Origin of the sequence: Streptococcus mitis subsp. hohhotensis, from assembly GCF_000722775.1 — a bacterium.
Classification (GTDB): Bacteria; Bacillota; Bacilli; order Lactobacillales; family Streptococcaceae; genus Streptococcus; species Streptococcus carlssonii.
The window spans coordinates 101,577-126,894 of the sequence record NZ_JPFZ01000011.1; the positions used below are offsets into that span (position 1 = coordinate 101,577).

The window sequence follows — 25,318 nt, forward strand, 5'->3', positions numbered from 1 at the left end:
ACTAGCCCTCCATCGGCACAAAGTTCCCAACGATAATCCCCACAATCCGAGGATCTTCCTCATAGGAGATGAAAATATCCTTGTATTTAGGATTGATAGAGACTAGACGCAATCCATTCTCCTCTCGATAGACCCGTTTGATATAGGTCTGGTTGTTGCAAACCACTGCATAAACCGCCCCGTCATAGTCAAATCCTGTCTCTCGAATCAGAGCTACTGAACCATTTTGGTATTTAGGTTCCATGGAGTCCCCAGACACCCATGACGCAAAATCATGAGCCAATTCCTCATTAAAGTAAACCGTATCAAAATTCTGATCATCGTAGACCGAAGCCCCAATACCTGCTGACATGCGTTCATAAACACGGTACTCGTAGAGGCGCTCTGGCATAGCTATCACTTTCTGGGCTTGCTCCTCTTGAGATAGGTTGCGAGCATAGAGAACAACCTTCTCCTGCCCTTGCTTGGAGAGGCTATGGTAGAGACGGACAATCTCGATCTGAGTAAAATATCCTTTTGGCACTTTTAAAATATTCTCTAACTGAGTAACTTTCTCCTTGGACGGTTCCTTGACTCCACGTTCCCAAGCTGAGTAAGCTTGGAAACTAATCCCAAGTTGCTCTGCAATTTCCTTCTGTGTCAGTTTTAACTCTTTCCTCCGAGCCTTTAATTTTTCTGGCTGATACATACTTCACCTCCTATTATGATGCTTTAATGGACACTATCTCCCTTAGAAAGACTAATCGATGCTTGAATCCATAATTTCAAAACTCAACCATTATGGTTTAGTTTTATTATATAAAAAAAGTAGACAAATGTCCACTAGGAAAAGCAGAAACATCGTGAGTTTTATACTCAATGAAAATCAAAGAGCAAACTAGGAAACTAGCCGCAGGTTGCTCAAAACACTGTTTTGAGGTTGTAGATAAGACTGACGAAGTTAGTCACATATATACGGCAAGGCGACGTTGACGCGGTTTGAATTTGATTTTCGAAGAGTATTAATCAAACTAAAAGGATCTAGCCCTATACAATACAGAACTAAATCCTTTGAATAAATAATTGATCTAACTTTTAAAATTCCTACAGAAATTCCAGTTTTTCTCTATTTGATACCAGACATTAGTTTTTCAATACGTGGAACGTAGAAGAGTAAGATAATACCGAATACAATCGTAATTCCTCCAACAATTCCATAGTAAGCCACTTCAGTTTCACTTGTATAAAATTTTACAATTTGAGCATTGATAGCTTGGGCAGCTGCATTACTCAAGAACCAGATAGACATCATTTGTGCTTGGAAGGATTTTGGTGCTAGCTTAGTAGTGACTGATAGACCAATAGGCGAAATCAACATTTCCCCCACAATCACAATAGCCCAACTCATAATCAACCAGAAAGGACTGACCTTAACATCTGTCCCAAAGAGCATCCCTGGTAACATCATCCACAAGAAGGATAAACCTGCGGCAAATAAACCGTAAGCAAATTTCTTAGAAGAGGACGGTTGCTTTTTACCCATTTTCCCCCACAACCATGCAAAAATCGGCACATAAATCATAATGAAAAGTGGATTGATACTTTGGAAAAAGCTAGATGGGAAATGAATCTGATTCCCAAATACATTAAAGTAAAGTCGAGTTTGATCATCCGCAAATAGAGCGAGAACAACAGACCCCTGCTCCTCAATAGACCAGAAGAGTACTCCAGCGATAAATAGAGGAATGTAGGCAAATACTCGGGATCTCTCAGTAGCAGTTATTTTCTGACTAGATAAAATTTTGAAGAAATAGTAGATTGGAATGATTACCGCAATCACTGTAAAGATATTAACAATCATATCCACGTTAAACTGGTGAGTAAAGACTAAACCTATAACCACAAGAATAACCATGACAAGTGTAATCAGCAAGCGTTTAATCAAGGTCTGCTGGTCCTTCTGTGAAAGTGGATCAGTGGGGTAAAGACTTGATTCAGGCAGATATTTCTTCCCATCTAAAACATACTTCACCAAACCAAAGAACATCCCAACGGCAGCTAATGAGAAACCTAGATGGAAATTGACTTCCTGACCTAGATAACCTACTAAATAAGGGGCAACGAAGGCACCTAAGTTAATACCAAAGACAAAGATACTAAAACCTGCATCCCGTCTATCATCCTCTTTCTCATAAATTCCCCCAACCATATCTGAGATATTGGGTTTTAAAAATCCAGTACCAAAGATAATCAAGGCAATAGAAAGATAGAGAGCCACTTGTCCAAAAGGTGTTGCCAAAGCAATATGCCCTAGCATAATCAGAATCCCACCGTAAAAGACAGTCTTACGGCTTCCTAAAATACGGTCACTTACAAAACCACCGATAACCGAGGACAAAAATACCAGCGAGCCATAAATCGCCATAACCGATGCAGCTGTGGTCTTATCCATTCCCAATCCACCATCTTGCACACTATAGTACATATAGTAAAGTAGGATAGCTCGCATCCCATAGTAAGAAAAGCGTTCCCACATCTCTGTAAAGAAGAGGGTGGACAAGCCCATAGGATGTCCAAAAAATGTTTTCTGTTTTTCCATATATATTCTCCTTGAACGATATAATAATTCATTTTACAGAATTTTCAAATAAATGTCAAACAAATCCTGTTTGTTTTAGAAAATTTTCTGAAAAAATCATACGTCACATACTTAATTCCACCATAAAAATCCATTTCAGACTAACTTCCACTTCGGTCAGGCAAGTGGAAGTTACTTTGAAAAATCACCTTTAAAAATTTGCTCTTGTTTAGTTTAAAAATGTTTCAAACCTTGAAATATACTTATCCTTTACTCTTCAGTAAACAAAAAACATCCCTATGCCAAACTTGTAATTACTAAAATACAAGTCAATAAGCATAGAGATGTAAAACTATTACACATTAAAAAATAAATAATTAGTAATTAAATAATAGAAATTGTGTACGAAATGTCTCAATTAGTTTTGGCTAGTAAATATCATTTCCAATAAACGCCCTCTCAATTCCTTATCCTGATGATGCAAGATATTCATTAAGTCATGAGAATTTTTGGCATTGATGAATTGATTTAACAATCTATCTTTTAATTCATATGGAAGAGAAGCCGTCTTTAGTAGTCTAAAAACTTCGTCATTTAGGGATGTCCTTTTATGATCTTTCCATTCAAATCTAGCTGTATCATTCTTATTTGGCAATTCAATTATAGACACATTCGTTCCTTTAAAATGAATTCTATGTTTTCTATTGCTTGGAACGATACTAGAATCTCCTTGTAATGCTAACTCTACCATCCCCATTTCCCAATCGATTGATAATCTTGTTTGATATCTTTGACCATTTTGATCTTCAATCATTTCAAAAGAATGTTGTTTGCCTGGGAATACATACCAATCTACAACTTCAGGTAACTCAACACCCATACCTATCTCGGAACCAACCAAAGGAATGATTGCACCACTTTTTGCAAACACAGGTATAGTCGAAATGTCTCTATAAACACTTAACTTCACACCACCTGTGTACTTTTTATCTGAAAAGAAGTCATACCATTCACCTTCAGGGAACCATACATCCACTTTTGCAGATTGGAATGCCAAATCCATCTTTTCTACAACGGGAGCCACCATCAGTTCTGTTCCAAAAAAGTATTGATTTGGAACATTATAACTCTCATCATTCTCTGGGTAGAAATAATACATTGGGCTGATTAAAGGGGCACCTTCCTCATGTGTCTGTACATTCATGGTATATAGATATGGAATCATCTGATGTCTCAAACGTAGGTATTTCTTCATAATCTTAGATGTTGTTTCTGAAAAAAACCAAGGTTCTTTACTATTGAAGGGACTTCTAGAACTATGTAATCGAGTAATCGGACTAAAAACGCCAAACTGTAGCCATCTGGTTTGTAGCTCTTCGTCATAATCCCCCAGCATGTGCCCACCGATATCATGGCTCCACCAACTATAACCGATATTTGATGCTGTCGCTGTAAAATAAGGTTGAAATCTTAAGGAATTCCAACTAATAATAGTATCCCCTGAAAAACCAACAGGGTAGCGATGACTACCAGGACCTGCATATCTTGATAAAATCAAACCACCTTCTGCATTTTTACAACTATCCTGATAGTGATAATGGTTTAAAAGCCACAGTGGATCCAACATGCCTTGAGTCCCCTGTTGCCAGTCAATCCACCAAAAATCTACTCCTTGCTTTTCTAGCTCATAATGAACATCTTTAAAGTAGGCTTCTCTAAAAGATGGATTAAAAAAATCAAAAATAGCAGGTTCCTCTAATTCTACATTTAACCCCAATCGTTTGGCAACTCGAGGATAAGCTTCTTCATAAGCCCGTATACCATCAGCAGGATGGACATTTAAAGAGAGTTTTAACTTTCTATCATGAAGTTGTTGCAATAACTGTTCTGGATTAGGTATTAAGTTTTTATTCCAACTATATCCTGTCCAGCCACTTCCAAAACGGGCTGGAATGTCAGTTATATGCCAATCCATATCTAACACACCGATAGATAATGGAATTTTCTCTGTTTCAAATCTGTCTATTAAATCCAAGTATTCATCCGACGTATAAGGCCAATATCTACTCCACCAATTGCCTAAAGCATATCTTGGCAACAAGGGTGTTGAACCAGTCAAATGGTAAAAGTCTCTGATTGCTCCTCTATAATCATGCCCATAGGCAAAGAAATACAGGTCAATTTGATTTTCTCTCTCAATATAACCAGACTGTTCATCCCAAATAAATCCTTGAGAATCATCCAATAAGGCAATACCACTTCGACTAATAATTCCATCTTCTAATGGGATTGCTCCATCTGCCTCATCAAGAGTCCGAGCTGTTCCTTTTAACGTTTCAATAGATTCACCAAAATACCAGCGACTACCATATACGGCAAAATTTCCTTTTAATTCTATAAATAAATTTTCGGCGTTAAATTCTCCTTTATTAAAGTGCAGATGAAAATAGTCCGTCATAATATCTAGTACATTTGGTGTCTCTATATAATTTAACGAAACTTGGCCAAAATCTCTATTATAGATAAGTTGTGTCGTTCTATCCTCAAAACTTCCAGTTTGAGAGTACTCTAACCTTACTAGCTTGTCTGTTAATGCAGAGATTCGATAAAACTCTCCCTTAAAAATTTTCAATTTGTTGTCCTCCTTTTAGTAAATTTCTTTACCTTATCAAACATTTTATTTGTTATCGTTACATTCATCAATCCGCAAAAAGCAAATCCCCCAAATGTAAATACGTAAATAGCGGTTAAAACTCGTTCTGGACTACTAAAACTCATATACAGTACAGAAATATTAAATAAAACCAACATGATCGCTTGTATTGGATTTAAAATACAAATTAATACGCTATTTACAATACTATTTTTTAGATTATCTTTAAATAGACCAATATAGGGAAAAATAACACTCATCAAAAGTATTATAACAAATAAAAAGGGCAACACTAACAATAAACTATACTCTGAAAATAAACTTGAATAGCCCCAAAGACAATAGTTCACATATAAAAGTAATTCTATTAGGAGGATAAACAACCAAATAAAAGTTGACTGTTTAAAATTTCGTCTAAAGATCCGAAAATAATGATAAGCAATATCGGTATCTTTACCTTTTAAAATACGATACCACATTGTCGTAAGAGAAGTTAATGATGCCCCAATTGTAACTATTGGAATACAACTAACAATAAATAGAGTATTTAAAATAATTAAATCTGTCAAAAAAGTTAAAATTCTAACCACTTTTCCATCTAATGAAAATAATTTTTGCATAATATATTCTCCATAAAATCAATCGTCTTAACTCTATATTTTAGAATGTCAGTTGCACAAAAATATTACCTAAATTATTTAAAAACATTTCCAAATTTCTTTAAAAATTAGAATAAAGGAAGCGAGATAATCTGATGTTATCAGTCTCGCTTCCTGTAATTAGCTAGTCCCTTGTTCATACAACCAAGAGTTCATATAAAGTATTACTCTTTTACTTCTTTTTGGTAACGATTATATGCTTCCTGTTGAATCTTCATAAATTCGTCCAAGCCCATATTCTTAAGAGTTTCTTTGTATGAGTCCCATTCTTTTTCTATGCCACCTTCAACTACCCATTTAGATGCTTGTTGTTTGACATAGGATTCAATACTAACATAGATTGATGATAATTTGTTAAGTTCTTCTTGTGAATAAATCACATTAGGGTAAGCTGGCAACGCAAATTGTTTCAAATCTTGGTCCATCTTCAATTTCAATCCATCACCTTGTGTTTGATCGATTTCTACGCGACTATTGATATCATCGCTTACGTATTTAGGACCAAAATCTCGAAGTGAATTAATCCATGCCCATTCATCAGCTGATTTACCATCTTTAGGAGGCAACACTTTAAACTTATCACCATTCTTTTCAGTAGCTATTCCAAATGATCCATAGAAATTCTGAATACTTGCTTCATCTGTATATAATTTATCCAACCATTTCAATAATTTAGCAGGATTTTTGCTCTTATTTGTAATCAAAATTTCATTTCGACCATAGTTGTAATGATCTGGATCAGAAAAGACATATTGTTTTCCATCCATACCTTTTAAAGCAGGTAGAGCAATATACTCACTTGAATGTAAGCCAAACGTTGCATCTGCTGTCCAACCACTAGAAACACCTACTCTAGATACTCCCTTATCCATACGTTTTGCTACACTCATAGAGGTATCTTCTGTAAAGATTTCCGGATCAATCAAACCTTTTTTATAAGATTCGTGCATTGCTGCAATCCCTTGTTTATAACTTTCTTCTGTACGAAGGTAGACTGGTTTTCCATCTTTTACAGACATTTCATATGTATTATCTGCCCCTAAACGATTATTGAACGGAAGAATATATGAGAATGTTGGATCAAAGTTTCCTGCTCCGAATGGAATTTCATCAGAAGCGTCTCCATTTCCGTTCGCATCTTTATCCTTAAATTCTTGTAGTACTTTTACTAAATCATCATAAGTTTCTGGGACCTTTAATCCTAAATTATCCAGCCACTTTTTATTAATAAATAGCTGATTAGCTACAGTAGGACGCATCGGTAATTTTTTAGGTAGACTGTAGATATGACCATCTGGTGAAGTAATCATAGCTTTAATCTTAGGTTCTTTCTCCATAGCCTTAGTTAAATTTGGCATGTTTTCTTTGATTAAATCTTCCAATGGAATAAATAAAGATTGGTTCTGAGCAATTTCTGAATCTGTAAAAGCATTTGAACCTAAAAATGCATCTGGTAAATCTCCGCTAGCAACCAACACAGATTTCTTATCTGCCCAATCTGCAGCTACAAGTGTATCCCATTTAACATCGATGCCTGATTCTTTGGCAGAATCAGTTAGAAAACCTTTATGATAATCTTCCCCCCAGTCAGACCAACGAACAGTTGTGATTTTATAAGAATCTTCTCCAGACTTATCGTCCTTATTCGCATTATTAGAATTTGCACAGGCTGTTAAGCCAGCAAGTGTAACTGTTCCTAAGAACAAATATGTAAATGATTTATTTTTCATGTCTTTCTCCTATTCTTTCAACGCGCCAATCATTACGCCTTGATTAAAATATTTTTGAACAAAGGGATAGAGCAACATTATCGGAGCGGTTGAAATAACAATTGCTGCATATTTCATCATATCGGCTTTGATACGAAGATCTGATGCAACTTCTCCTGTTGCTTGCGATTGTAACATTTGATTACTAATTAGTAAACGTCGTAAAATTAATTGCAATGGCTGTAAATTTTCATTCGTTAAATAAATTAAAGCATTAAACCACGAATTCCAAATACCAACTGCAGTCCAAAGTCCAATAACTGCTATAATAGCTTTTGATAACGGAACAACTATCTTAATAAAATAACGAATTGTACCACAGCCATCAATTTGCGCAGCCTCCCACATCCCGTCTGGAATACTATTATTAAAGAAAGTTCTAGCAACAATAATATTGTAAGATGAAACTGCAAAAGGTATTACCATTACCCAAAATGTATCAATCAAGCCTACATTCTTTACTGTTAAGTAGGTAGGAATCAAGCCACCTGATACAAACATAGGGATTATGTATAGAATACTCATCCACCTTCTACCAACTAATTCTTTTCTAGATAAAGCATAACCAGCTGGAATATTGACTACTAAAGCAACTAAGGTACCAAAAACAGTATATAAAATTGTATTTAAATAGCTACGTAAAAATAAAGGTTGCTGAATAAGACGTAAATATCCATCTAATTTCCATTCTCTTGGAATAAACCATACCTTCCCATTTGCAACATCTGAAGGATTACTAAAAGATGCAATCACTACAAACCATAACGGATAAACAATTAACAGGATAAGGAAAATTGCTAAACCATAGGTAACTATATCAAATAATAATTCAGAGTTTGTTTTTCTTGATTTATGAAACCATTTCACCTTGAGCACTCCTTCCTTTAAAAAAGACCCGTTCTAGTATATCTTTTTGAGAACCAGTTAACAGATAACAAAATTATTAGATTAACTACCGTGTTAAATAACCCTATAGCTGTCGAATAACTATACTGAAAGTTCACCATACCAACTTTATAAACATAGGTCGAAATTATCTCACTTCCTGCTAAATTAAGAGGATTCTGTAGTAGTAACACTTTCTCAAAACCTACACTTAATAAACTACCTGCTCTTAATATTAATAGAATCATAGCAGTCGGCAAAAGCAATGGTAATTCTATATGCCGAATTTTTTGTAACCTAGAGGCACCATCCATAGTTGCAGCCTCATAATATGTAGGATCAATTGCAGAAAGCGCTGCTAGATAAATAATACTATCCCAACCAATATGTTGCCATACATCGCTCCAAACATAAACACCTGCAAAATGACTAGGTTTTGATAAAAGATCTGGAATAGTAATTCCAACAGACTTAAATACATTCGCTAACAAACCACTAGTAGGAGATAAAAATAAGATAATCATCCCACACATAACCATTGTAGAGATAAAATGGGGTAAGTAGGTTGTCACTTGAAATATTTTTCTAAATTTCCCAACTCTTAACTGATTACTGATTATAGCTAGTATAATAGGTAAGGGGAATCCTACTACAATACTATAAAGTGAAATTTTTAATGTATTGAACATAGTTGTCCCGAATTGGAATGATGAGAAAAATTGAGTAAAGTACTTAAATCCTACCCACTGACTAGCAAAGATACCATTGGCTGGTGAATAGTCTTTAAATGCAATAATTAGTCCCAACATGGGAATATAGGAAAATAAAATTAATAGCAATATTGAAGGAAAAAGTAATATATATAATGGAATACTATGCTTTAATTTTATTTTATGAAGTTGAGATGCTACTTTCATGTTTTTCCTCCCATCTGATTTTCTACGATTATTTTACACCATATAGAATTCCCTTAATAGAACTTTTTGGACTAGGTTTATCAATTTTTCAGTTTTTTAATTTTAAAAACTATTACTTTTCCGACATCTTGATAAAACATATCTGTTTTGTTACATGATATCGTATTTTCAAAGTGCTATAATTTTAATAGGAGAATAGTATATGAAATTAAATCACGACTTATCAAAAAAACATTCCATTCATTTTTTCTTTAAACTCCTACTTGTACTACTATTGATAAATATTTTAATCAATATTGCTATGAGTAACATAACCAGAAATTTTATTAAAAACCAAAATATAGTACACTTACGTAGTTCAATTGAAATTTATGCTGACTCTGTTAATGAGAAATTGCATTCTGTAGAACGCTTTATGTACTCAACAATAACGCATAATGAATCTTTAGAGAACTTAAATCATGTACAAACGTTTCTTGAGTATCAAGAAAATCTTAAAAAAGTTCAAACTAGCTTTGCAGAGTTTGAATATCAAAATGAAACTCATATGACATTCTTATTAGAAACCGATAGTACTGATTATTTTATAAATGTCTCCAATCTTTATATTCCATATGAAGATTATCTACTGTTAAAATCAAATCTAAAATCATTGCGTAGTGATATAAGTGACCGTAAATGGAAAAATGTAACTACTAAAAACAGCGAATACTTAGTTAAATCTGTTCATTACGAAGGAAAAATAATTTATGCCGTCATATCTTCAGAAGATATCCTAAAACCTCTAAGAAAACTCAATATTGGAAATAATGGTAAACTTTCCCTAAAAGAGCCTAACAATATACCCTCCGAAAACTACCTAATTCATGCTCAAAATGAAAAAACGCATTTACCTTTCGATATTTATGTTTTAGTCGATTATGCCGAAGTCTTTAGAAATATCACACTCTTAGAAGTATTTTTGTCAGCCGTTCCTATTATTATTACCATTTTATCAATCATCATTATCCTGTATATTCGTCAGTGGATGATTAAACCGATAACAAGACTCACTGAACGACTCTCTCAACTTGGGGACTCCATCCCCCCTTCTGAATTTTTTATATCTGAAGGTATACTAGAAATTGATAAGGCAAATGATAAACTTAATAAAGTAATATTTGACATGCAAGAATTAAAAATACGGGAATACCATTCACAACTAGAACTTAAGAAGATCGAACTTAATTATCTTAAGAACCAAATCCGTCCACATTTCTACTTAAACATGTTATCAATGATTCATAGTATGCTCCAAACAAAAAACTACAAGGAAATTGAAGAGTTAACTATCTTAACTTCAAATTATCTCCGTCATTTATTTATGGCTAATCAAGATTTTTCAGAACTTAAAGATGAAGTTCAGCATATTAAAGATTATTTAGAAATACAACGAATTCGATATGGAAATAGCATCTACTTTTCACTAAACTACAATGATGACCTACAAAATACTCTTGTCCCATCATTACTTTTACAAACATTTATTGAAAACACAATCAAACACGGTTTTTCATTTCAGGATTTATTCACAATTTTGCTATCAATAAAAAAAGTAAAAACTGAGAACTCAGATTATATTCAGATTTGTATCGAAGATAATGGTCCAGGTTTCTCTGAAGAAATTTTATCAAAACTAAATCAGAAACAGTCTCTAATAACAGAAGATGGACATCATATTGGGATCACGAACACCATCGAACGTTTGAATCTTCTCTATCCCAACGACTATACTATTACATTTGAAAATAATGAAGAAGGTGGGGCTAAAATTCTTTTACTTATTCCATACAAGATTATAGACGGAGGTTATAATGAACATCTTATTAGTTGATGACGATCGTTTTATCATTGAAGCTTTACGAGAGAAAATAAATTGGGCTAAACTACACATTGACACTGTTTATGTTGCCTATAGCCTCACTCAAGCTCAAAATATTATTAGAGAGCATCCTATTGATCTCATGATAAGCGATATAGAAATGCCTCAAGGTAGCGGTCTCGAACTCTTATCGTGGATTAGAAATGAAAAATATGATATAAAAACAATTTTTTTAACCAATTACGCCGACTTCAACTATGCTCAAAAAGCAATTGAATTACAAAGCTTCGAATACTATCTAAAACCCATTAACTTTGAAAAATTAGAATTTATTATTCAAAAAGCCATTAGTAAAATTGAGAATCATAACTTAAACGGAAAAAATGATGCACTTTTACAAATAGAAGATAATTTCTGGTATGATTACCTTAGAAAACCTCAAATTTCTCGCATCGATGAGCTAGAAAATATAGCAAGTAAACAAGCTTTTATTCTTCAAAAACACCAGTATTTTTTTCTTGCAGTTTTAACAATCAATCTTAATGAAGAAGATTATTCTGCAGAAACTCCATCATGGACTTCTCAACTAAAAAGAGAACTTCAAAGAATTTCACAACCTTCTTATAATCTGATAAGTCTATTCAAAATGGAAAGCCAGGTTGATCAATATGTTTGTCTCTTTAGAGTAGACTCGTCCAAACGTAGTGACAAATTGGCATATGAGATTCATTCTCAAATTTCTAATAACTTTAGCAAATACTCAAACATTATATATAAGAGTTGCCATAAAATATCCGATATTTTATTTCATACCAAAGAACTCTACACTTATAATGAACAGTATGTTTCTTATTGGAATACTATTACATGTGTTCCACATAGTTTCCCAACTTCTTTCAAAACAGAAACTCTTTCAATTACGTTTTTAGATAGCTTAAGCGAATATGAATTAAGAGAAAAAATTAATTCACTCGTCTATAATTCTCAAATCCCTACTTTCACGCTACAACAAATTTTACTAGATTGGACTCAACAAATAGGAATATATCTAGATCAAAATGGAATTTCAGCTCATAAATTATTCCAAAACAGCACTCATGATTTCTTATTCCAACGACGCTTTCATTCAATTGAATCTTTTCAGGATTACTTTGATTATTACTGGTCACATGCTAAGAAATTTGCAACAAACATTGAAAACCAAAAAAATAGTATTCAACGCATCGTCGAATACATAGATCATCACTACTATGAAGATATAAATCGTTCTATATTAGCAGATATGGTTTATCTCAGCGCAGATCATTTAGCTAGAATTTTTAAAAAAGAAACTGGAGAAACTCTTGTTAAATATATAACGGATAAGCGCATTAATGCTGCTAAATCTCTCCTATCTCAAACAAATATCTCGATATCACAAGTATCTTGTCAAGTAGGGTATGATAATTATTCTTACTTTACTAAAATTTTTAAACAAAGGACTGGGCTTTCTCCTGGAGATTACCGTAAAACTTATCAAAACAAAATGTAAGTAATCTAAATCATTGAAATGATAAGTAAAATTCACGGTCTGTAGTAATTTTTGAAATTCTACAGTTTTTCCAAAGAGAACTCCATAAACTTATTTGAAATTGCTGATAAGGTAACTTCTTAAAAAGTCAGTTTGAGAAAAACATCCAGTAAATATTTCTAGGATAAAACGTATACTATCAAGCTTTTACACTTCTGATAGTATGCGCTTTTTATTTGAATACTTGCTACAAAACCTCACAAGATTTACTATCATGCCATACCAAAATGGACTATTTTTTAATTGCAGAAAAACACTATTTCTAAATACTTAGAAATAATAAAACAAATTAAATATTATTTCTAAATATTTGAAAATAATTTCTATTTGTATTATACTATCTTTGAGGTATCTATTATGAACTATATCAAAAGACCACATTATTTAGACTTTTTAAGAAGACATCGTGACCGCCAAATCATCAAAGTTGTGAGCGGAGTTAGACGAGCTGGTAAATCTGTGCTTTTTCAACTCTATAAAGAGGAGTTACTAGCAACTGGGGTAGACGAGGATCAAATCATATCCATCAATTTTGAGGATCTGAGTTACTATGACCTCCGACATTTTCAAACATTATACGCTTATATAAAAGATCAATTAGTTAGCGAGAAAACATACTATATCTTTTTAGATGAAATTCAACATGTTGAAAAATTTGAACTGGTAGCAGATAGTCTATTCATCCTACCAAATGTTGACCTCTATTTGACTGGATCAAACGCCTACTTTATGAGCAGCCAATTAGCTACAAATTTGACTGGTCGGTATGTTGAGATAGAGGTTCTTCCTTTGTCATTTGAAGAATATCTATCAGGTCAATCTCTCACAGAAAATCTGAATACAACAGAAATTTTTAACAATTATCTCTTTAGTGCTTTCCCTTACTTATTACAAACATCATCTTACGCTGAAAAAATTGACTATCTCAGAGGAATATATAACTCCATACTGTTAAATGATATTGTCACTAGATTGGGAAATCCAAATCCTACTATTATTGAGCGCATTGTCCGAACCCTTCTCAGTAGTACAGGTAGCTTAATATCAACAAATAAGATTCGCAATACCCTGGTCAGCCAAAATGTTTCAATATCCCATAATACTTTAGAAAATTATTTGACAACTTTGACAGATAGTTTACTTTTTTATTCCGTTCCACGTTTTGATGTAAAAGGTAGAGCATTATTGCAACGCTTAGAAAAATATTATCCCGTTGATTTAGGTTTACGATATCTCTTATTACCAGACCACAAAGAAGATATTGGGCATATCTTGGAAAATATTGTGTATTTGGAATTGAGACGTAGATATTCACAAGTATATGTTGGTAATTTAGATAAATATGAGGTTGATTTTGTTGTTGTAACTGATCTTGGTCACTACGCTTATTATCAAGTCAGTGAAACAACACTTGCTCCAGAAACACTAGAAAGAGAACTTAGACCACTAGAAGCCATTAAAGATCAATTCCCCAAATATCTATTAACAATGGATACGATTCAGCCAACAGTCAATTACAATGGAATTGAGAAGAAAAATATCATAGATTGGTTACTAGAAAAATAGATAGGCACTGAACACATAAATTGAGACGCAAAAATAACACTCCTGTTTAGATCTAGTGAAACTATGAACAGGAGTGTTTTATTATGACCGAAAAAGGTTATTCCGTAGAAACTAATACTAGACTAAAAATCAATGATGGAAACTCTTGATTTCTATACAAAAAAGACATCCAAGAGAAAATTCTTGAATGTCTGTAAACGTTAATATACTCCTATTGATTAACGTTTTGAGACAACTGACCTTGTCAGGTTGCAGCCACATTTATAAGCGACTAAAGTCTCAACAACTGTGTCAATTGTTCCAATTTCCATGAAAACATTCTAAATCATTGAGCTAATGGCTTGAGGTTTAGAATTTTTTATATTTATATTTCATATCCAATTCTTGATAAATATAATATCTCAGCACTTCTTGAAGAAGCAATTTTGTTTCATACATCTCCCTGATATCTGTTATCATTTCTGGATAGTTATCTTTCGAATCACCATGAGTATAGTAATTTCGTGTTTGAATTAATTTTATTATTAGTAATTCTCTCTCACTATTCGAAAAAATTTTAGACAGATTAAGCTCATCAATTGAATCGAATAAATTTTTTAAACGTTCGGCAAGGTTAGGCTCTTTTTGATTAAATTTCAATTTATTTCTAAATTTTCTTCTTACCTCTTCTAAAAGATGTGTGTTTATAAAGTCAAACAAAGATTGTCTAGCTTTTTCTTCAACATCAGATAAACATTTCGGATTTTTAAAATTCTTAAAATTTCTAGAGTAAACTTCCAAATTCCTAATAGCATCAACCAACTGATCTTCCAAATATAAATCACCATGAAGATTTTTTGAAAATTGTCTCACTATAAATTCAAGTTCCTCAGATTTATCAAACCAATGATTTAAAATATGTTCAAAATTATCTTCTAATGTCCTCAAAGAAATATCTTGCTGAGAATACGATTTCCATTTTTGGGATTTTCTAGAATGCTGAACAAAGAATTTGCCTTTTATAAGTGGCATACGCTTACCATCTATCATTTTATAAAGAACAAGAAATTCAATATTAGTAAAAGACAATGGTATATTTGATAAAATCTCAATAAATTCCTTAAACTTATGTGAAGCTTGATAAAATTCATCAAAAGATCTTATATTTAAATCAGCTGAAATAAGTTTAATAAAATAATCACTGGTAAATGACGTAGTTGTATATGAAGAATGGAGTATTGCCACATCTTCAAAGTTCATTCCTAGTGATCTTATTAACACTTTTGTTGGTTGATATTCACTTGCTGCACTTTCAAAAATAGTTTGATTGTCTCTATATTTAACAGTTACCAATGATTTTTCAATCCATTCCTCAATATGTTCAAAGCTAAATTTATATTCCTTGATTTTTTCAGAATCTAATTCATTAATTAAATCTTTAAAGGCCTCAGAACTATAATCAAAATTTCCAAGCTCATTATAAAATACACTGTAAATTTTAAAATTTTTTACTCTATATCTAGTTATCGGAAATCCAGGAGATGAGGAATGTACCATTGGTTCACCATAAGTATTTAAAATTAAAATATTACCATTACTGGAGAAACCATATATCTTTTCCAAACACTTACCAAAACCGAATGAAATGCCTGATTCCTCTTCAAATCCACCAAATAATTCTAATACAATTTCACTAGGAGAATAATGTAAAATACCGCTCAAGTTATCCTTACTAACTATATCGTCGGAACGTTCTGAAAAATACCCTTTTATTTCAAACTCTTTATCCCAAGTGTAATCTTTAAATTTCATATTATCCTTTCTGATTACTTTTCAAAAATCTTCACAACTTTCTAAACTATGATTTTTATGTCGGTACTACCTTTTAATTGTATTAGACCAGCTTCCAATTCTCATCATTCGAGTTATCAATCAGAATATTTCTTTTATTACTCAGTAATTCATCACTCACAAAATATTGCCCTAGTCTCTCTACAAAACCACAATTCTGACAAGTATATAGATAATCTTCTTTTATTTCCCTCACTAAATTGATATTGAACTTATATATCCTCCCGCATTCTTCACATGTCATGCTAAGATTATTACCATTAAATATGAAATCAAAAATACTTTCTAATTCTTTATTTTCTTCTCCAGATAAAGCTAAAATTATCTTTAAATTTCTAATATACCGGTTAAGGGTAACTATTTCTAAATCAATATCAAAATATTTCTCAAATATAGCAATAGCTACTTCTACTAAATAAATTAGAATGTAGGGTGTTTTCTCATAGAACAAATGCCAAAAATCATCCCAAATCTTATCATCAGAAAATATAAAATTAAGATTTCGCTTTTCCGTAGGATAATTTTTATTCTTTGTCACCAAATGAATAGATTGATCAAATACACTTGTTAAACTATTTTCTGCCTTTCGATTATATATAATGTCATATAGTAATTCAGGATCAAGTAATTCTCTACTAAAATCCAAAAAACCATTTTCATACTGAATCGATTCTTTTGCTTTTAAAAGTAGGTCAATAACAAATTCTTTTTTACCCTTCAAATCACTTACGTCATATTCCCTAAGCTCTCCATATTGTATTTTTTCTAAGAAATCATGTGGTTGAACCAATATCCAACTTAAATAAAATAAATTATCTTGAAAAGGTTTCCTAGCAAGAGAAAATGCAACAGTAACTTTTCCCCTCTCTATACAACTCAGAGATTCAAATAGATAGTAATTTAAATCACGTAAAATTGAAAAAAAGATGTGAGGTATATATACATATTCAGAAATATCTAAATCTTTTTGTCTATCTAGTTCATCAAACAAGTCAATTTCATCATTTATCTCATTAGTAAATCTAAAAGATAGACTGGATAATTGATATTTATCAGCTTTAACCAAAATATCAACTAGTATATCATACAAATATAGCATTAATTGATGACGTTTTCTATACTTAGTTGGTAATAATTCTGATATGTGAGATTTAGCCAATATTACTTTCCTCAATTCTTTTTAACTCTACATAACTATATTATACTCTAAAAGTACTCAGTCTTTATCTAGAAGGTTCCTATATAACTTAACAATTATTTTAAGTGTAAACCTAGAAAAGCACTTTGCAAATAGCTTTGAAATATTGATATAATCGTATCAATTAACGTTTTAAAGCAACTGATTTTGCCAGCTCCCAGTCATATTATAGTGTCGTTATATCAAAAAAACAATGGAATTTCCATTGTTTTTATGTTCAAGTTCAAAGATTTTATTGACTTTCCAAAAAATAAATATTTTCCGGAAATTTAATTTTTGGTAATTTTTTTGCATCTTTGATAAAATAAACATCGTTCGATACTTAAAATATTGCAGTAAGTTTCTGAATTTGCTTTAAAAATGGTCCTACACATAGAGAAAGCTCGTCATATCAGTTTTAGATCATTGCCGTCAGTCTATACTAGTTATTATATTTTAAAATTTTATCAATACATAATTTTCTCATATCTAGTAACCACTAAGTGTTGAATAATTACTTTATTATAAACCAAAAACTTTTTTATTTTGAATCAATAATCTTTTTTAACATTCCGATTATCTCATCCTTTTTAATCTGCTGTTCAAATTTTACGTTTAAGCCTTCCTCTTTTAGAAGCTCAAAGAATTTTCTTGCGCTTTCAATACGTAATTTTTCTTCTCCTCTTATAGAAGTTACACTATCTACATCTTTTGTTTCAATGATCAGGTTGATTTCTAACTCCTTGTCTTCTTTTTGAAGGACATACATAAAATCTGGGCTAGTTGTTCCTCCAAAATATAAAGGTACTTGGATACTTCGACGAGGAATTTTCCCAAAAACTACTACTTCTTCAATATTACTACGCTCAATGTTTAACTTCTCTAGATCTGAATCATATACAAAACTATCATAAAGGAAATTTTCAGGAACTTTCTTAGTAAAATCTTTATAAACGCCAATATTTCCCTGGATAATCTTTTCACGTGGAGATCCATCTAGATTAGTAAGGGCTGTCTCACCAAGTTTCACATCCATTTTCTTATAACTGAATCTATTCACAAAAGTTTTTTCAACCCATTCTCTATACTTATTAATGAAGTTTGACAGAGTTTTAATATTGAAAAAATCTTCTTCAAGCTCATTACTTTTAGAATATTCAATTAGTGCTCTATGAATAATTAGAATGGGCAGATTGGTATTTTTATGTAGCTTCTTTAAAAACTCATTATAAGGAATCGTTTCTCTAGTTATAAAATTACCAACTTGTTGTTCACTAAGTGCTAGTTTTTGATTCTCTTTAGATAGTCTTTTTTCTGTAACTGTGATATGATCTTGACTATAAATCCCATCATTTAATATATCTAGTACAGACTTCTGAAGATCCTCTACCGATAAATCTTCTATTTTTACATAATACTTCTTATTAAGATTTTCCCATAGTGATTTTAGATTTTTAAATTTATGAGGGCGGATATTAACATAATTTTTGTTCTTATTATGTTTATTTAAAACTTTATTTGGTTTAAGTCCCTTATTAAACTCAGGGTATCTAATGAAAAAGTCTTCCCTATTTTCATCGATAATATTATATTTTCTATCTATAAATTTGTTAGTCAGTAAATCAATAAATAGGTCATTGACTTCTACATTACGCTTTTCAGCCACTTTTTGAAGGTCACTATCACTAATGGTATGACTCTGAGCAATATCACTATTAATTTCACTAACTAATGTATTAGCAAAATTCTCATCGCTAAAATCAACAAGATAGGTAAGATAAAACTCTTCATCTGAGATTCTATTACCATATTCATCAACAGGTAGACGAAGGCCTCGACCAACTTCCTGCAGTTTACTTATTTCACTACCACTTGAACGGAGTTTGGCAATTTGAAAAATATTAGGATTATCCCAACCTTCACGCAAAGTCCATTTCGAAAAGATAAATCTTATTGTATTCCAAGTTCCATCTTCATTTTTGTAAGAAAGTAGTTTTTCTTTGTCGCGTAATATAGCATCAATTTCTTCCTTGATTTTATCGTCATCAGTAGAATTATCAACAGAGAAGTAACCACCGTTTGTAGCAGTTAAATCAGTTAAAGATGCTTTCAGAAAATCAAGATATTCAGAATTAACAAAACTCCGTTCTTCTTCTAATTTAGTTATTCTTCTTTTAAGTTCAGCTTTCAGAAAACTCTCAAATTTAACCTTGAGATAACCATTGTTATCCTCTCCTCGATACGAATAAACACTATCAATGAAAAATAGGGAGAGAGTTTTAATCTTTCTTTGACGGTTGAAGTTGTCTTTTTCTAGGTCAAAATGATTTTTCAGAGCCTGCTTAAGCATAATGTCCTGATAATTATCAGAATATATATTTGTAAAAACACTCTCTCCAACTGCTAAAGTTGTCCCGTTTGACAATGCGACTCCTTTTTTGATCCCATTTTCTTCAATCTTGCCAATCTTTTCAAGAGTCAAGCCTCGAAATTCTGGAGAAATACTCGACAGATTCTCCCCAAGTCCAACCGTGATTTCATTTCTAGATTCTTCATTTCTAAAAATTGCTACTTTCGGTCTTCTGCTGGTTATTTCCAACAATTTAACTTTCTTAGTTTCTTTATCAGTGCTTTCCGGTGTCTGGATAGAAACTCCCTTGACTAAGCCATCATTAAATGCTTTAATGGCATTTAAATTGTAAACAAGGTTATTGTAGTCAATTTCGTTTGTATTATCATCTTTTGGAAAAGTAGCTCCAAACCTGATAATGACTTGAGGATGAATCTTCTCTACCAATTTCTTATAGGCTTTATTCTCTTTTTTAAATCTATGAGGTTCATCAATAATAACGACCGGACGCGTCTCACGCAAAGCATCCATGGGAACAGTTATGGAACCAAAGAGGGTCTGATCATAATTTCTTTCCATAGTAGATGCTGATAGCAGCATTCCACTGGTCATTAGGAGAGTATTGATGCGATTCCCTTCTAAACGAGTTCCCCGAGAAAAGTTAGAAATTGCTGAAGGAAACATTTTTTCTTTCCTCTATTTGCTCTCATGGGATCAAGTACTTCAAGTTGAAGGTCAATATTGGGATAAAGATCAGCAAAGTGTTCGCGGGCGTAGTCAGATTCTATAAATTTTTTTGTTCCTTCTTTAATTGGAGTAGTTGGTACTAAAATAATGAACTTGTTAAAACCATAGTTTTTGTGCAGTTCATACATTACTCGAGTATACGCATATGTCTTACCCGTTCCTGTTTCCATCTTAACATCAATTCCAAGGATATCATCCATCTCAGCTTTTCTATCTAATTTAGAGATTACAGTTCCTGGTAAAAATTCCCCATTTTGAATTTTTTGAATATTATCTTTAATTTTCACATCATTTGAGTTAAAGGTAGGATTACTATTAATATTACCATAATTAAAAAGAACATCATGAAAGACTTCATTTACGGTATTTACAGCATTGGTTTGATGAGGTAATATTTGTAATTGAAGTTTCATTTTAGTACCTTTCATTTATTGTTACTTCTTTACCATTTCTCAGATTTTTAATATTATTTTTTAATTCTATCAGAACCCCATGAGGGAAAGAATAAGGATAATAAACGATACGATTGATATTTAGGTCATTATTCTCAACCATCTCAATTAAACGTTTAACATCCTGACTTTCAATCCCATCATTGATTAAATAAAGTGTATTTTCATAAATCTGAGACGTGTAATTTTCTAGTTTAACATCCTGCCATTTAGCATGGAGTCCATAACCATCCTGATTGAGCCAAGTTGTTAAGATTGTATCAAGACCAGAGCACACAGAATCTTCAAAATAGGCTACAGGATCTTCTGGTACCAATGTGTCAGGGTTAAATCTCTCCAATTTATCCAAAGTGTTTTCACTTATCTTAGATAATTTGACAAGTTTAAAGCCATAATCGATATCCGCACGTGTTTCTGCCTTAATTTTAGCAGCCGCTTGCTTAATTCGCTCTCTTCCGATTTCATCGATTGTTTTGTAACCTGCTTTAGCTGCCGGTTTAGAATCCTGAATCTCTTCCGGCTTCTGAACAAGAATATATTTACGATTTCCACCATCTTCTGCATTTAGCTTCATAACAGCATGAGCAGTTGTTGCTGAACCCGAGAAAAAATCAAGAATTAGTGAATCTGGTTCTAAACTAATCCTTTGAATTTTTACCATTAATTCAACTGGTTTAGGAGTCTCGAAATATTTCCCCTTTAATAAATTTTTTACTTCTAAAGTTGCTTTTTTATTACCAACATTTTCATCCCACAATTCGTCAGTTATATCTAAAAATTTCCAGATATTTCCAGATTGTTTAGTTCTTCCTTCTAAATAAAATTTTTGATAAGGATGCCACCTTTTTACTCCATTTTTGTCAATATTTTTCCAAATAATTAAACCTTGTTTTTCTAAGGATTTATATTTTTCATAAGAACACATCCATCTACTTTCATACCCTGTTGGGCCATATGGATAAACATCATCACCATCTGGATCAATTATAGGATAAAACATGGTCGGTCTATCTTCACGTCTATCCTCTCCACCTGTTCTTCGCAAAGAACGAGATAAAAATCTATTTCCGTCTTCATCTACTTCATTATATATTTCAGCAGAATTATTATCCATAGGTAAACCATGAATAACCGTACTTGCGATATCGCGTGAATATACCAAACAATAGTCCAATTCGTTAACAAACCCATCAAAACCGCCACCAGTTGGAGTCCCAGTAGCTCTAGTTATCATAGTTAGAAAATTTTCTTCCCCAAAAATTTCATCACAAATTAGCTTAAGATTAGCTTGTTCATTATCATCAACAGAGATAAAAATTACTCCGTCTTCTCTGAGAAGGTCTCGGGCTAAGACCAGACGAGGATACATAAAACTCAACCATGCAGAATGAGTACTTTTCCCTCTCATATCTATAATTCTATTAGCTTCATCTAGATCAATTCCCATTCTTTCACTCAATATTTGAGCATTATATTTAAAATCATCAGAATAAATAAAACCATCACTCCCAGTGTTGTATGGGGGATCAATATATATACATTTGACTTTTCGACTGTATGATTTGAGCAGATGCTTAAGTGCATCTAAATTATCCCCTATTATATATAGGTTTTCTGAATCTTTATTTTCTCCTTTTCTATTATGTTCAATTAAAGGGCTAATAACAGTTTCACTGCCAGTAGATGTTTGAAATCTGCCATAACTTTTTCCCAAAAAATTTAATTCATATCCTTCTTTTGTAACTGTAACTTCATTAGAGTTAAGCATTTTTTGAAATCTGTCCATCAAGAAGTTTCCATTTACATCAAAAAAATTAGGGAAAATATTTTTAAACAAAGAAATTTCACGACCGTTCGGTGTCATATTTTCATTATTGTTTATCTGTTCTCTAATCATTTCCATCCTCTTCTAAATTATAAATAATTTGATAATCTTCACTGTTAATTATATCATACTCTATTCTCCTTATTGAAAGATAATAAAATAATAGTCAATAATTTAATTAGATGAATGATTTAAGTTTAACATATTATAACTCTAATTCCTAGGAAAAATTGACCTAAAAATTTTCTCTTTAGTTAATCTAGAATTTCTTTTTCAGTAATTCTTAACTTTGTTCTCCGTTCTTTTGATTTCTCTAGTTGATACATGATTTATCTCACATTAATAACAATTGTAATTCTGCTTGTTTTCTTGCTTGCTCATCTGTCAATATTAAACTATTCCAAGCATATGCTACTGATTTTCCTTTGTTATAAATTAATCAAATTTTTAAATTATTAATACTTTCTCTTAGTTCATTCCAATTACTCTGGTTAACTAACTCTGGCAGTTCCTGACTTGAAACAAATCCCTGTTCAAAAATACGATTTTGAATCTGAATCTTTAAAGAAGCACTATATTGATTGAACTCATCAATCAATTGTTGTTTTATGTCATGAAACAAACTATGTATTGAAAAATTTTTCATCTCTATATAGTCATTGATAGCCTGTTTAATTTCATCTTCTTCGTTTGGAAAATACATTCGTAATAAATCTATCAAACGAAAGTATAGAGCTTGTTTTGAAACCTTTAAACTTTCTTGTATCCCCTGAAAACTCTCGCAACTGTAATAAATTTTAGATAATAAAACAATATCCGGCATTAACACTATGGCAGAAAAAATATTTGCCTCACGTTCTAGTAAACTTTCCTGATTATCGATAGATTCTGTAAAACAAGTGCCATTATGATTAAGGATAAAATGACCTAGTTCGTGACATAGGGTAAAATTCTGCTTAACTTTAGGATTATCCTTTTCATAAGAAAAACTAATCCCATAATCATCAATTATCGTTAATCCTTCAATCTTATGATTTGAGAAGCGGTGACTAATCACTTGAATCTGATATTTTTGAATACAATGTTGAAAGAAATAATTGAAATTATAGTTTAGTAATGAAATATCGTTATTCTTCATGTACTGATATAACACGTGTTTTGTAGACTTACTTATCCTTGTATACAATTCATTCAAAGAATGATACCTCCTTAAAGCGTAAAATACAAAACTAAATCAAATAGGTTGAGTTTGTTGTGTAAAAAAGTGGACAATTGTCCACTAATTAAAGGTAGATGATTCATAAATACCCCGGATAGAAAACGGTTCCTCGTTACAATTCAATTGATCTAACACCTTATTTTCATCTTTATATTTATTATACTTTCCACTTCCTTTCTTAATAAACTTTATATACTTCTTCCTATTTCGTAATGATTTTCTCTCTTCTTTATTATTCAATTCAAGTATTATCTGTGCACTATCAATTTTTATTATTTTACCAATTTTTTCTTCATCATCACTTAGAACTTCTAATTTTTCATTTAAATAAAAAATTGTTTTATCATCCTTTACCCTTCGGCCATCAATATTCAATAGGAAATTCCTTGCAATAACATCTTTTTTTGAAAGCATATTCCAATCTCCATTTAGTTCTAACTGAGTAGAATATAAACCAAGATGTTTTTGAAAAAACTGTCTAGAACCTGGGAAATAAATTATAAACAAAGGAATAATCCATACTACTAGCAAGTAAATGAAGCGCATTAATAGCGGCGTTGCAATCTCTATAAGCTTAGCATTACACATAGGAAACGGAATCATTCTTGATATTACGTACATAATTGAAATCATAAATATCAGATTAAATCTAAGAATTGAAATTTGTTGTGCCCTATATTTAGAAATTTTTATGTTGAACAATAGCTCAGAATTTTCTGGTGTTAACAAAAATATAAATAATGCACTAAATGCTGATATAATTGCTGATTCTTTGGGATCAAAAAAATATAATACAATTCCAAAGATAAATTCAATACTTGCCGCAGTTATGAAAGGTCGTATATTTTCTAGTGTCGTACTTTTCATTAGATAAGCTTCCCATACGGGCATAATAAATATAAATAATATTGCCAAAATAGCCAATAAAATTGAATCAAAAAAACTAAAACTCGTATCGTGTAATTGTTCAATTGAGAAAAGTACTAAATAAGTTAAAATTAAAAAATCTATACAGCCGAAACCAGCTGTTATAAAAAAATTCGCAATTTTTTCAATAATGTTTTTCGTTCGCGAAAGATAAAAAAAACAGAATACTTTTAAACAAATAAAAATAAAAATAAAAATAAAAATATAAGCTATAAATTTATCTTCTAAACCACCACAATAAAGAAGAACTATCCCCAAAATAAAGAATATAAGATGTGTTATCACAGTCACCAAATAGTCTCTTTGATGAATTACCCTTTCTAGCATTATAATCTCTCTTTTCTAATTAATGAT

The 25,318-nt window shown here is 31.7% G+C and carries 16 protein-coding genes and 1 pseudogene; 3 read left to right on the forward strand and 14 right to left on the reverse strand.

Translation table 11 applies throughout. From position 1 onward, the window contains the following. Position 1: 1 nt before the first annotated feature. The 7 genes from SK608_RS08585 to SK608_RS08620 form a co-directional block, all read right to left on the reverse strand. On the reverse strand, positions 2–688 hold the full coding sequence (locus tag SK608_RS08585) for an XRE family transcriptional regulator (protein WP_033678242.1): 687 nt from the start codon (positions 686–688) through the stop codon (positions 2–4). 417 nt (positions 689–1,105) lie between these two features. Next, on the reverse strand, positions 1,106–2,578 hold the full coding sequence (locus SK608_RS08595; RefSeq protein ID WP_033678244.1) for a peptide MFS transporter: 1,473 nt from the start codon (positions 2,576–2,578) through the stop codon (positions 1,106–1,108). Positions 2,579–2,975: 397 nt separating this feature from the next. Further along, complete coding sequence (locus tag SK608_RS08600; RefSeq protein WP_033678247.1) at positions 2,976–5,189, reverse strand: glycoside hydrolase family 31 protein; 2,214 nt, start codon at positions 5,187–5,189, stop codon at positions 2,976–2,978. Further along, the gene (locus SK608_RS08605; RefSeq protein ID WP_001170588.1) at positions 5,186–5,830 is read right to left on the reverse strand and encodes a DUF624 domain-containing protein; all 645 of its coding nucleotides are present in this window, start codon (positions 5,828–5,830) and stop codon (positions 5,186–5,188) included. Before SK608_RS08605 ends, SK608_RS08600 begins: the two co-directional genes overlap by 4 nt. A gap of 203 nt (positions 5,831–6,033) precedes the next feature. Further along, complete coding sequence (locus SK608_RS08610; RefSeq protein ID WP_004256278.1) at positions 6,034–7,599, reverse strand: type 2 periplasmic-binding domain-containing protein; 1,566 nt, start codon at positions 7,597–7,599, stop codon at positions 6,034–6,036. A gap of 9 nt (positions 7,600–7,608) precedes the next feature. Further along, the gene (locus SK608_RS08615; RefSeq protein ID WP_033678253.1) at positions 7,609–8,505 is read right to left on the reverse strand and encodes a carbohydrate ABC transporter permease; all 897 of its coding nucleotides are present in this window, start codon (positions 8,503–8,505) and stop codon (positions 7,609–7,611) included. A gap of 17 nt (positions 8,506–8,522) precedes the next feature. Next, complete coding sequence (locus SK608_RS08620) at positions 8,523–9,440, reverse strand: ABC transporter permease (RefSeq protein ID WP_000861543.1); 918 nt, start codon at positions 9,438–9,440, stop codon at positions 8,523–8,525. Between the two features lie 202 nt (positions 9,441–9,642). Between SK608_RS08620 and SK608_RS08625 the strand changes: the two genes are divergently transcribed. The 3 genes from SK608_RS08625 (at position 9,643) to SK608_RS08635 (ending at position 14,437) form a co-directional block, all read left to right on the forward strand. Further along, a complete protein-coding gene (locus tag SK608_RS08625; RefSeq protein WP_033678256.1) occupies positions 9,643–11,313 on the forward strand; it encodes a sensor histidine kinase in 1,671 nt (556 codons plus the stop codon). Continuing rightward, on the forward strand, positions 11,294–12,832 hold the full coding sequence (locus SK608_RS08630; protein WP_033678259.1) for a response regulator transcription factor: 1,539 nt from the start codon (positions 11,294–11,296) through the stop codon (positions 12,830–12,832). The genes SK608_RS08625 and SK608_RS08630 overlap by 20 nt, the downstream gene beginning before the upstream one ends. A 396-nt stretch (positions 12,833–13,228) precedes the next feature. Next, on the forward strand, positions 13,229–14,437 hold the full coding sequence (locus SK608_RS08635; RefSeq protein ID WP_033678263.1) for an ATP-binding protein: 1,209 nt from the start codon (positions 13,229–13,231) through the stop codon (positions 14,435–14,437). A 348-nt stretch (positions 14,438–14,785) separates the two neighbouring features. Here SK608_RS08635 and SK608_RS08640 read toward each other — a convergent pair whose 3' ends face one another. The 7 genes and pseudogenes from SK608_RS08640 to SK608_RS08665 form a co-directional block, all read right to left on the reverse strand. Continuing rightward, complete coding sequence (locus SK608_RS08640) at positions 14,786–16,228, reverse strand: HEPN domain-containing protein (protein ID WP_033678266.1); 1,443 nt, start codon at positions 16,226–16,228, stop codon at positions 14,786–14,788. A gap of 82 nt (positions 16,229–16,310) precedes the next feature. Continuing rightward, on the reverse strand, positions 16,311–17,426 hold the full coding sequence (locus SK608_RS08645) for a hypothetical protein (protein WP_033678269.1): 1,116 nt from the start codon (positions 17,424–17,426) through the stop codon (positions 16,311–16,313). Between the two features lie 559 nt (positions 17,427–17,985). Further along, the gene (locus SK608_RS08650; RefSeq protein WP_200872051.1) at positions 17,986–20,478 is read right to left on the reverse strand and encodes a type III restriction-modification system endonuclease; all 2,493 of its coding nucleotides are present in this window, start codon (positions 20,476–20,478) and stop codon (positions 17,986–17,988) included. Beyond that, positions 20,433–20,969 carry a DEAD/DEAH box helicase family protein gene (locus tag SK608_RS11510; protein WP_200872052.1) on the reverse strand — a complete coding sequence of 179 codons (537 nt, stop codon included), beginning with the start codon at positions 20,967–20,969 and terminating at the stop codon, positions 20,433–20,435. Before SK608_RS11510 ends, SK608_RS08650 begins: the two co-directional genes overlap by 46 nt. Beyond that, on the reverse strand, positions 20,956–22,890 hold the full coding sequence (locus tag SK608_RS08655; RefSeq protein WP_033678272.1) for a site-specific DNA-methyltransferase: 1,935 nt from the start codon (positions 22,888–22,890) through the stop codon (positions 20,956–20,958). The genes SK608_RS11510 and SK608_RS08655 overlap by 14 nt, the downstream gene beginning before the upstream one ends. Positions 22,891–23,152: 262 nt before the next feature. Further along, a pseudogene (locus tag SK608_RS08660) lies at positions 23,153–24,013 on the reverse strand (ImmA/IrrE family metallo-endopeptidase). Positions 24,014–24,097: 84 nt separating this feature from the next. Beyond that, positions 24,098–25,291, reverse strand: a complete 1,194-nt coding sequence (locus SK608_RS08665) for a hypothetical protein (protein WP_033678275.1) — start codon at positions 25,289–25,291, stop codon at positions 24,098–24,100. Positions 25,292–25,318: the final 27 nt, after the last annotated feature.

Bases quoted from the DNA above. Each gene is read 5' to 3' on its own strand.
- SK608_RS08585 (WP_033678242.1), bottom strand. From the start codon at position 688: ATGTATCAGCCAGAAAAATTAAAGGCTCGGAGGAAAGAGTTAAAACTG.
- SK608_RS08595 (WP_033678244.1), bottom strand. From the start codon at position 2,578: ATGGAAAAACAGAAAACATTTTTTGGACATCCTATGGGCTTGTCCACC.
- SK608_RS08605 (WP_001170588.1), bottom strand. From the start codon at position 5,830: ATGCAAAAATTATTTTCATTAGATGGAAAAGTGGTTAGAATTTTAACT.
- SK608_RS08610 (WP_004256278.1), bottom strand. From the start codon at position 7,599: ATGAAAAATAAATCATTTACATATTTGTTCTTAGGAACAGTTACACTT.
- SK608_RS08620 (WP_000861543.1), bottom strand. From the start codon at position 9,440: ATGAAAGTAGCATCTCAACTTCATAAAATAAAATTAAAGCATAGTATT.
- SK608_RS08625 (WP_033678256.1), top strand. From the start codon at position 9,643: ATGAAATTAAATCACGACTTATCAAAAAAACATTCCATTCATTTTTTC.
- SK608_RS08630 (WP_033678259.1), top strand. From the start codon at position 11,294: ATGAACATCTTATTAGTTGATGACGATCGTTTTATCATTGAAGCTTTA.
- SK608_RS08635 (WP_033678263.1), top strand. From the start codon at position 13,229: ATGAACTATATCAAAAGACCACATTATTTAGACTTTTTAAGAAGACAT.
- SK608_RS08640 (WP_033678266.1), bottom strand. From the start codon at position 16,228: ATGAAATTTAAAGATTACACTTGGGATAAAGAGTTTGAAATAAAAGGG.
- SK608_RS08650 (WP_200872051.1), bottom strand. From the start codon at position 20,478: ATGTTTCCTTCAGCAATTTCTAACTTTTCTCGGGGAACTCGTTTAGAA.
- SK608_RS11510 (WP_200872052.1), bottom strand. From the start codon at position 20,969: ATGAAAGGTACTAAAATGAAACTTCAATTACAAATATTACCTCATCAA.
- SK608_RS08655 (WP_033678272.1), bottom strand. From the start codon at position 22,890: ATGATTAGAGAACAGATAAACAATAATGAAAATATGACACCGAACGGT.
- SK608_RS08665 (WP_033678275.1), bottom strand. From the start codon at position 25,291: ATGCTAGAAAGGGTAATTCATCAAAGAGACTATTTGGTGACTGTGATA.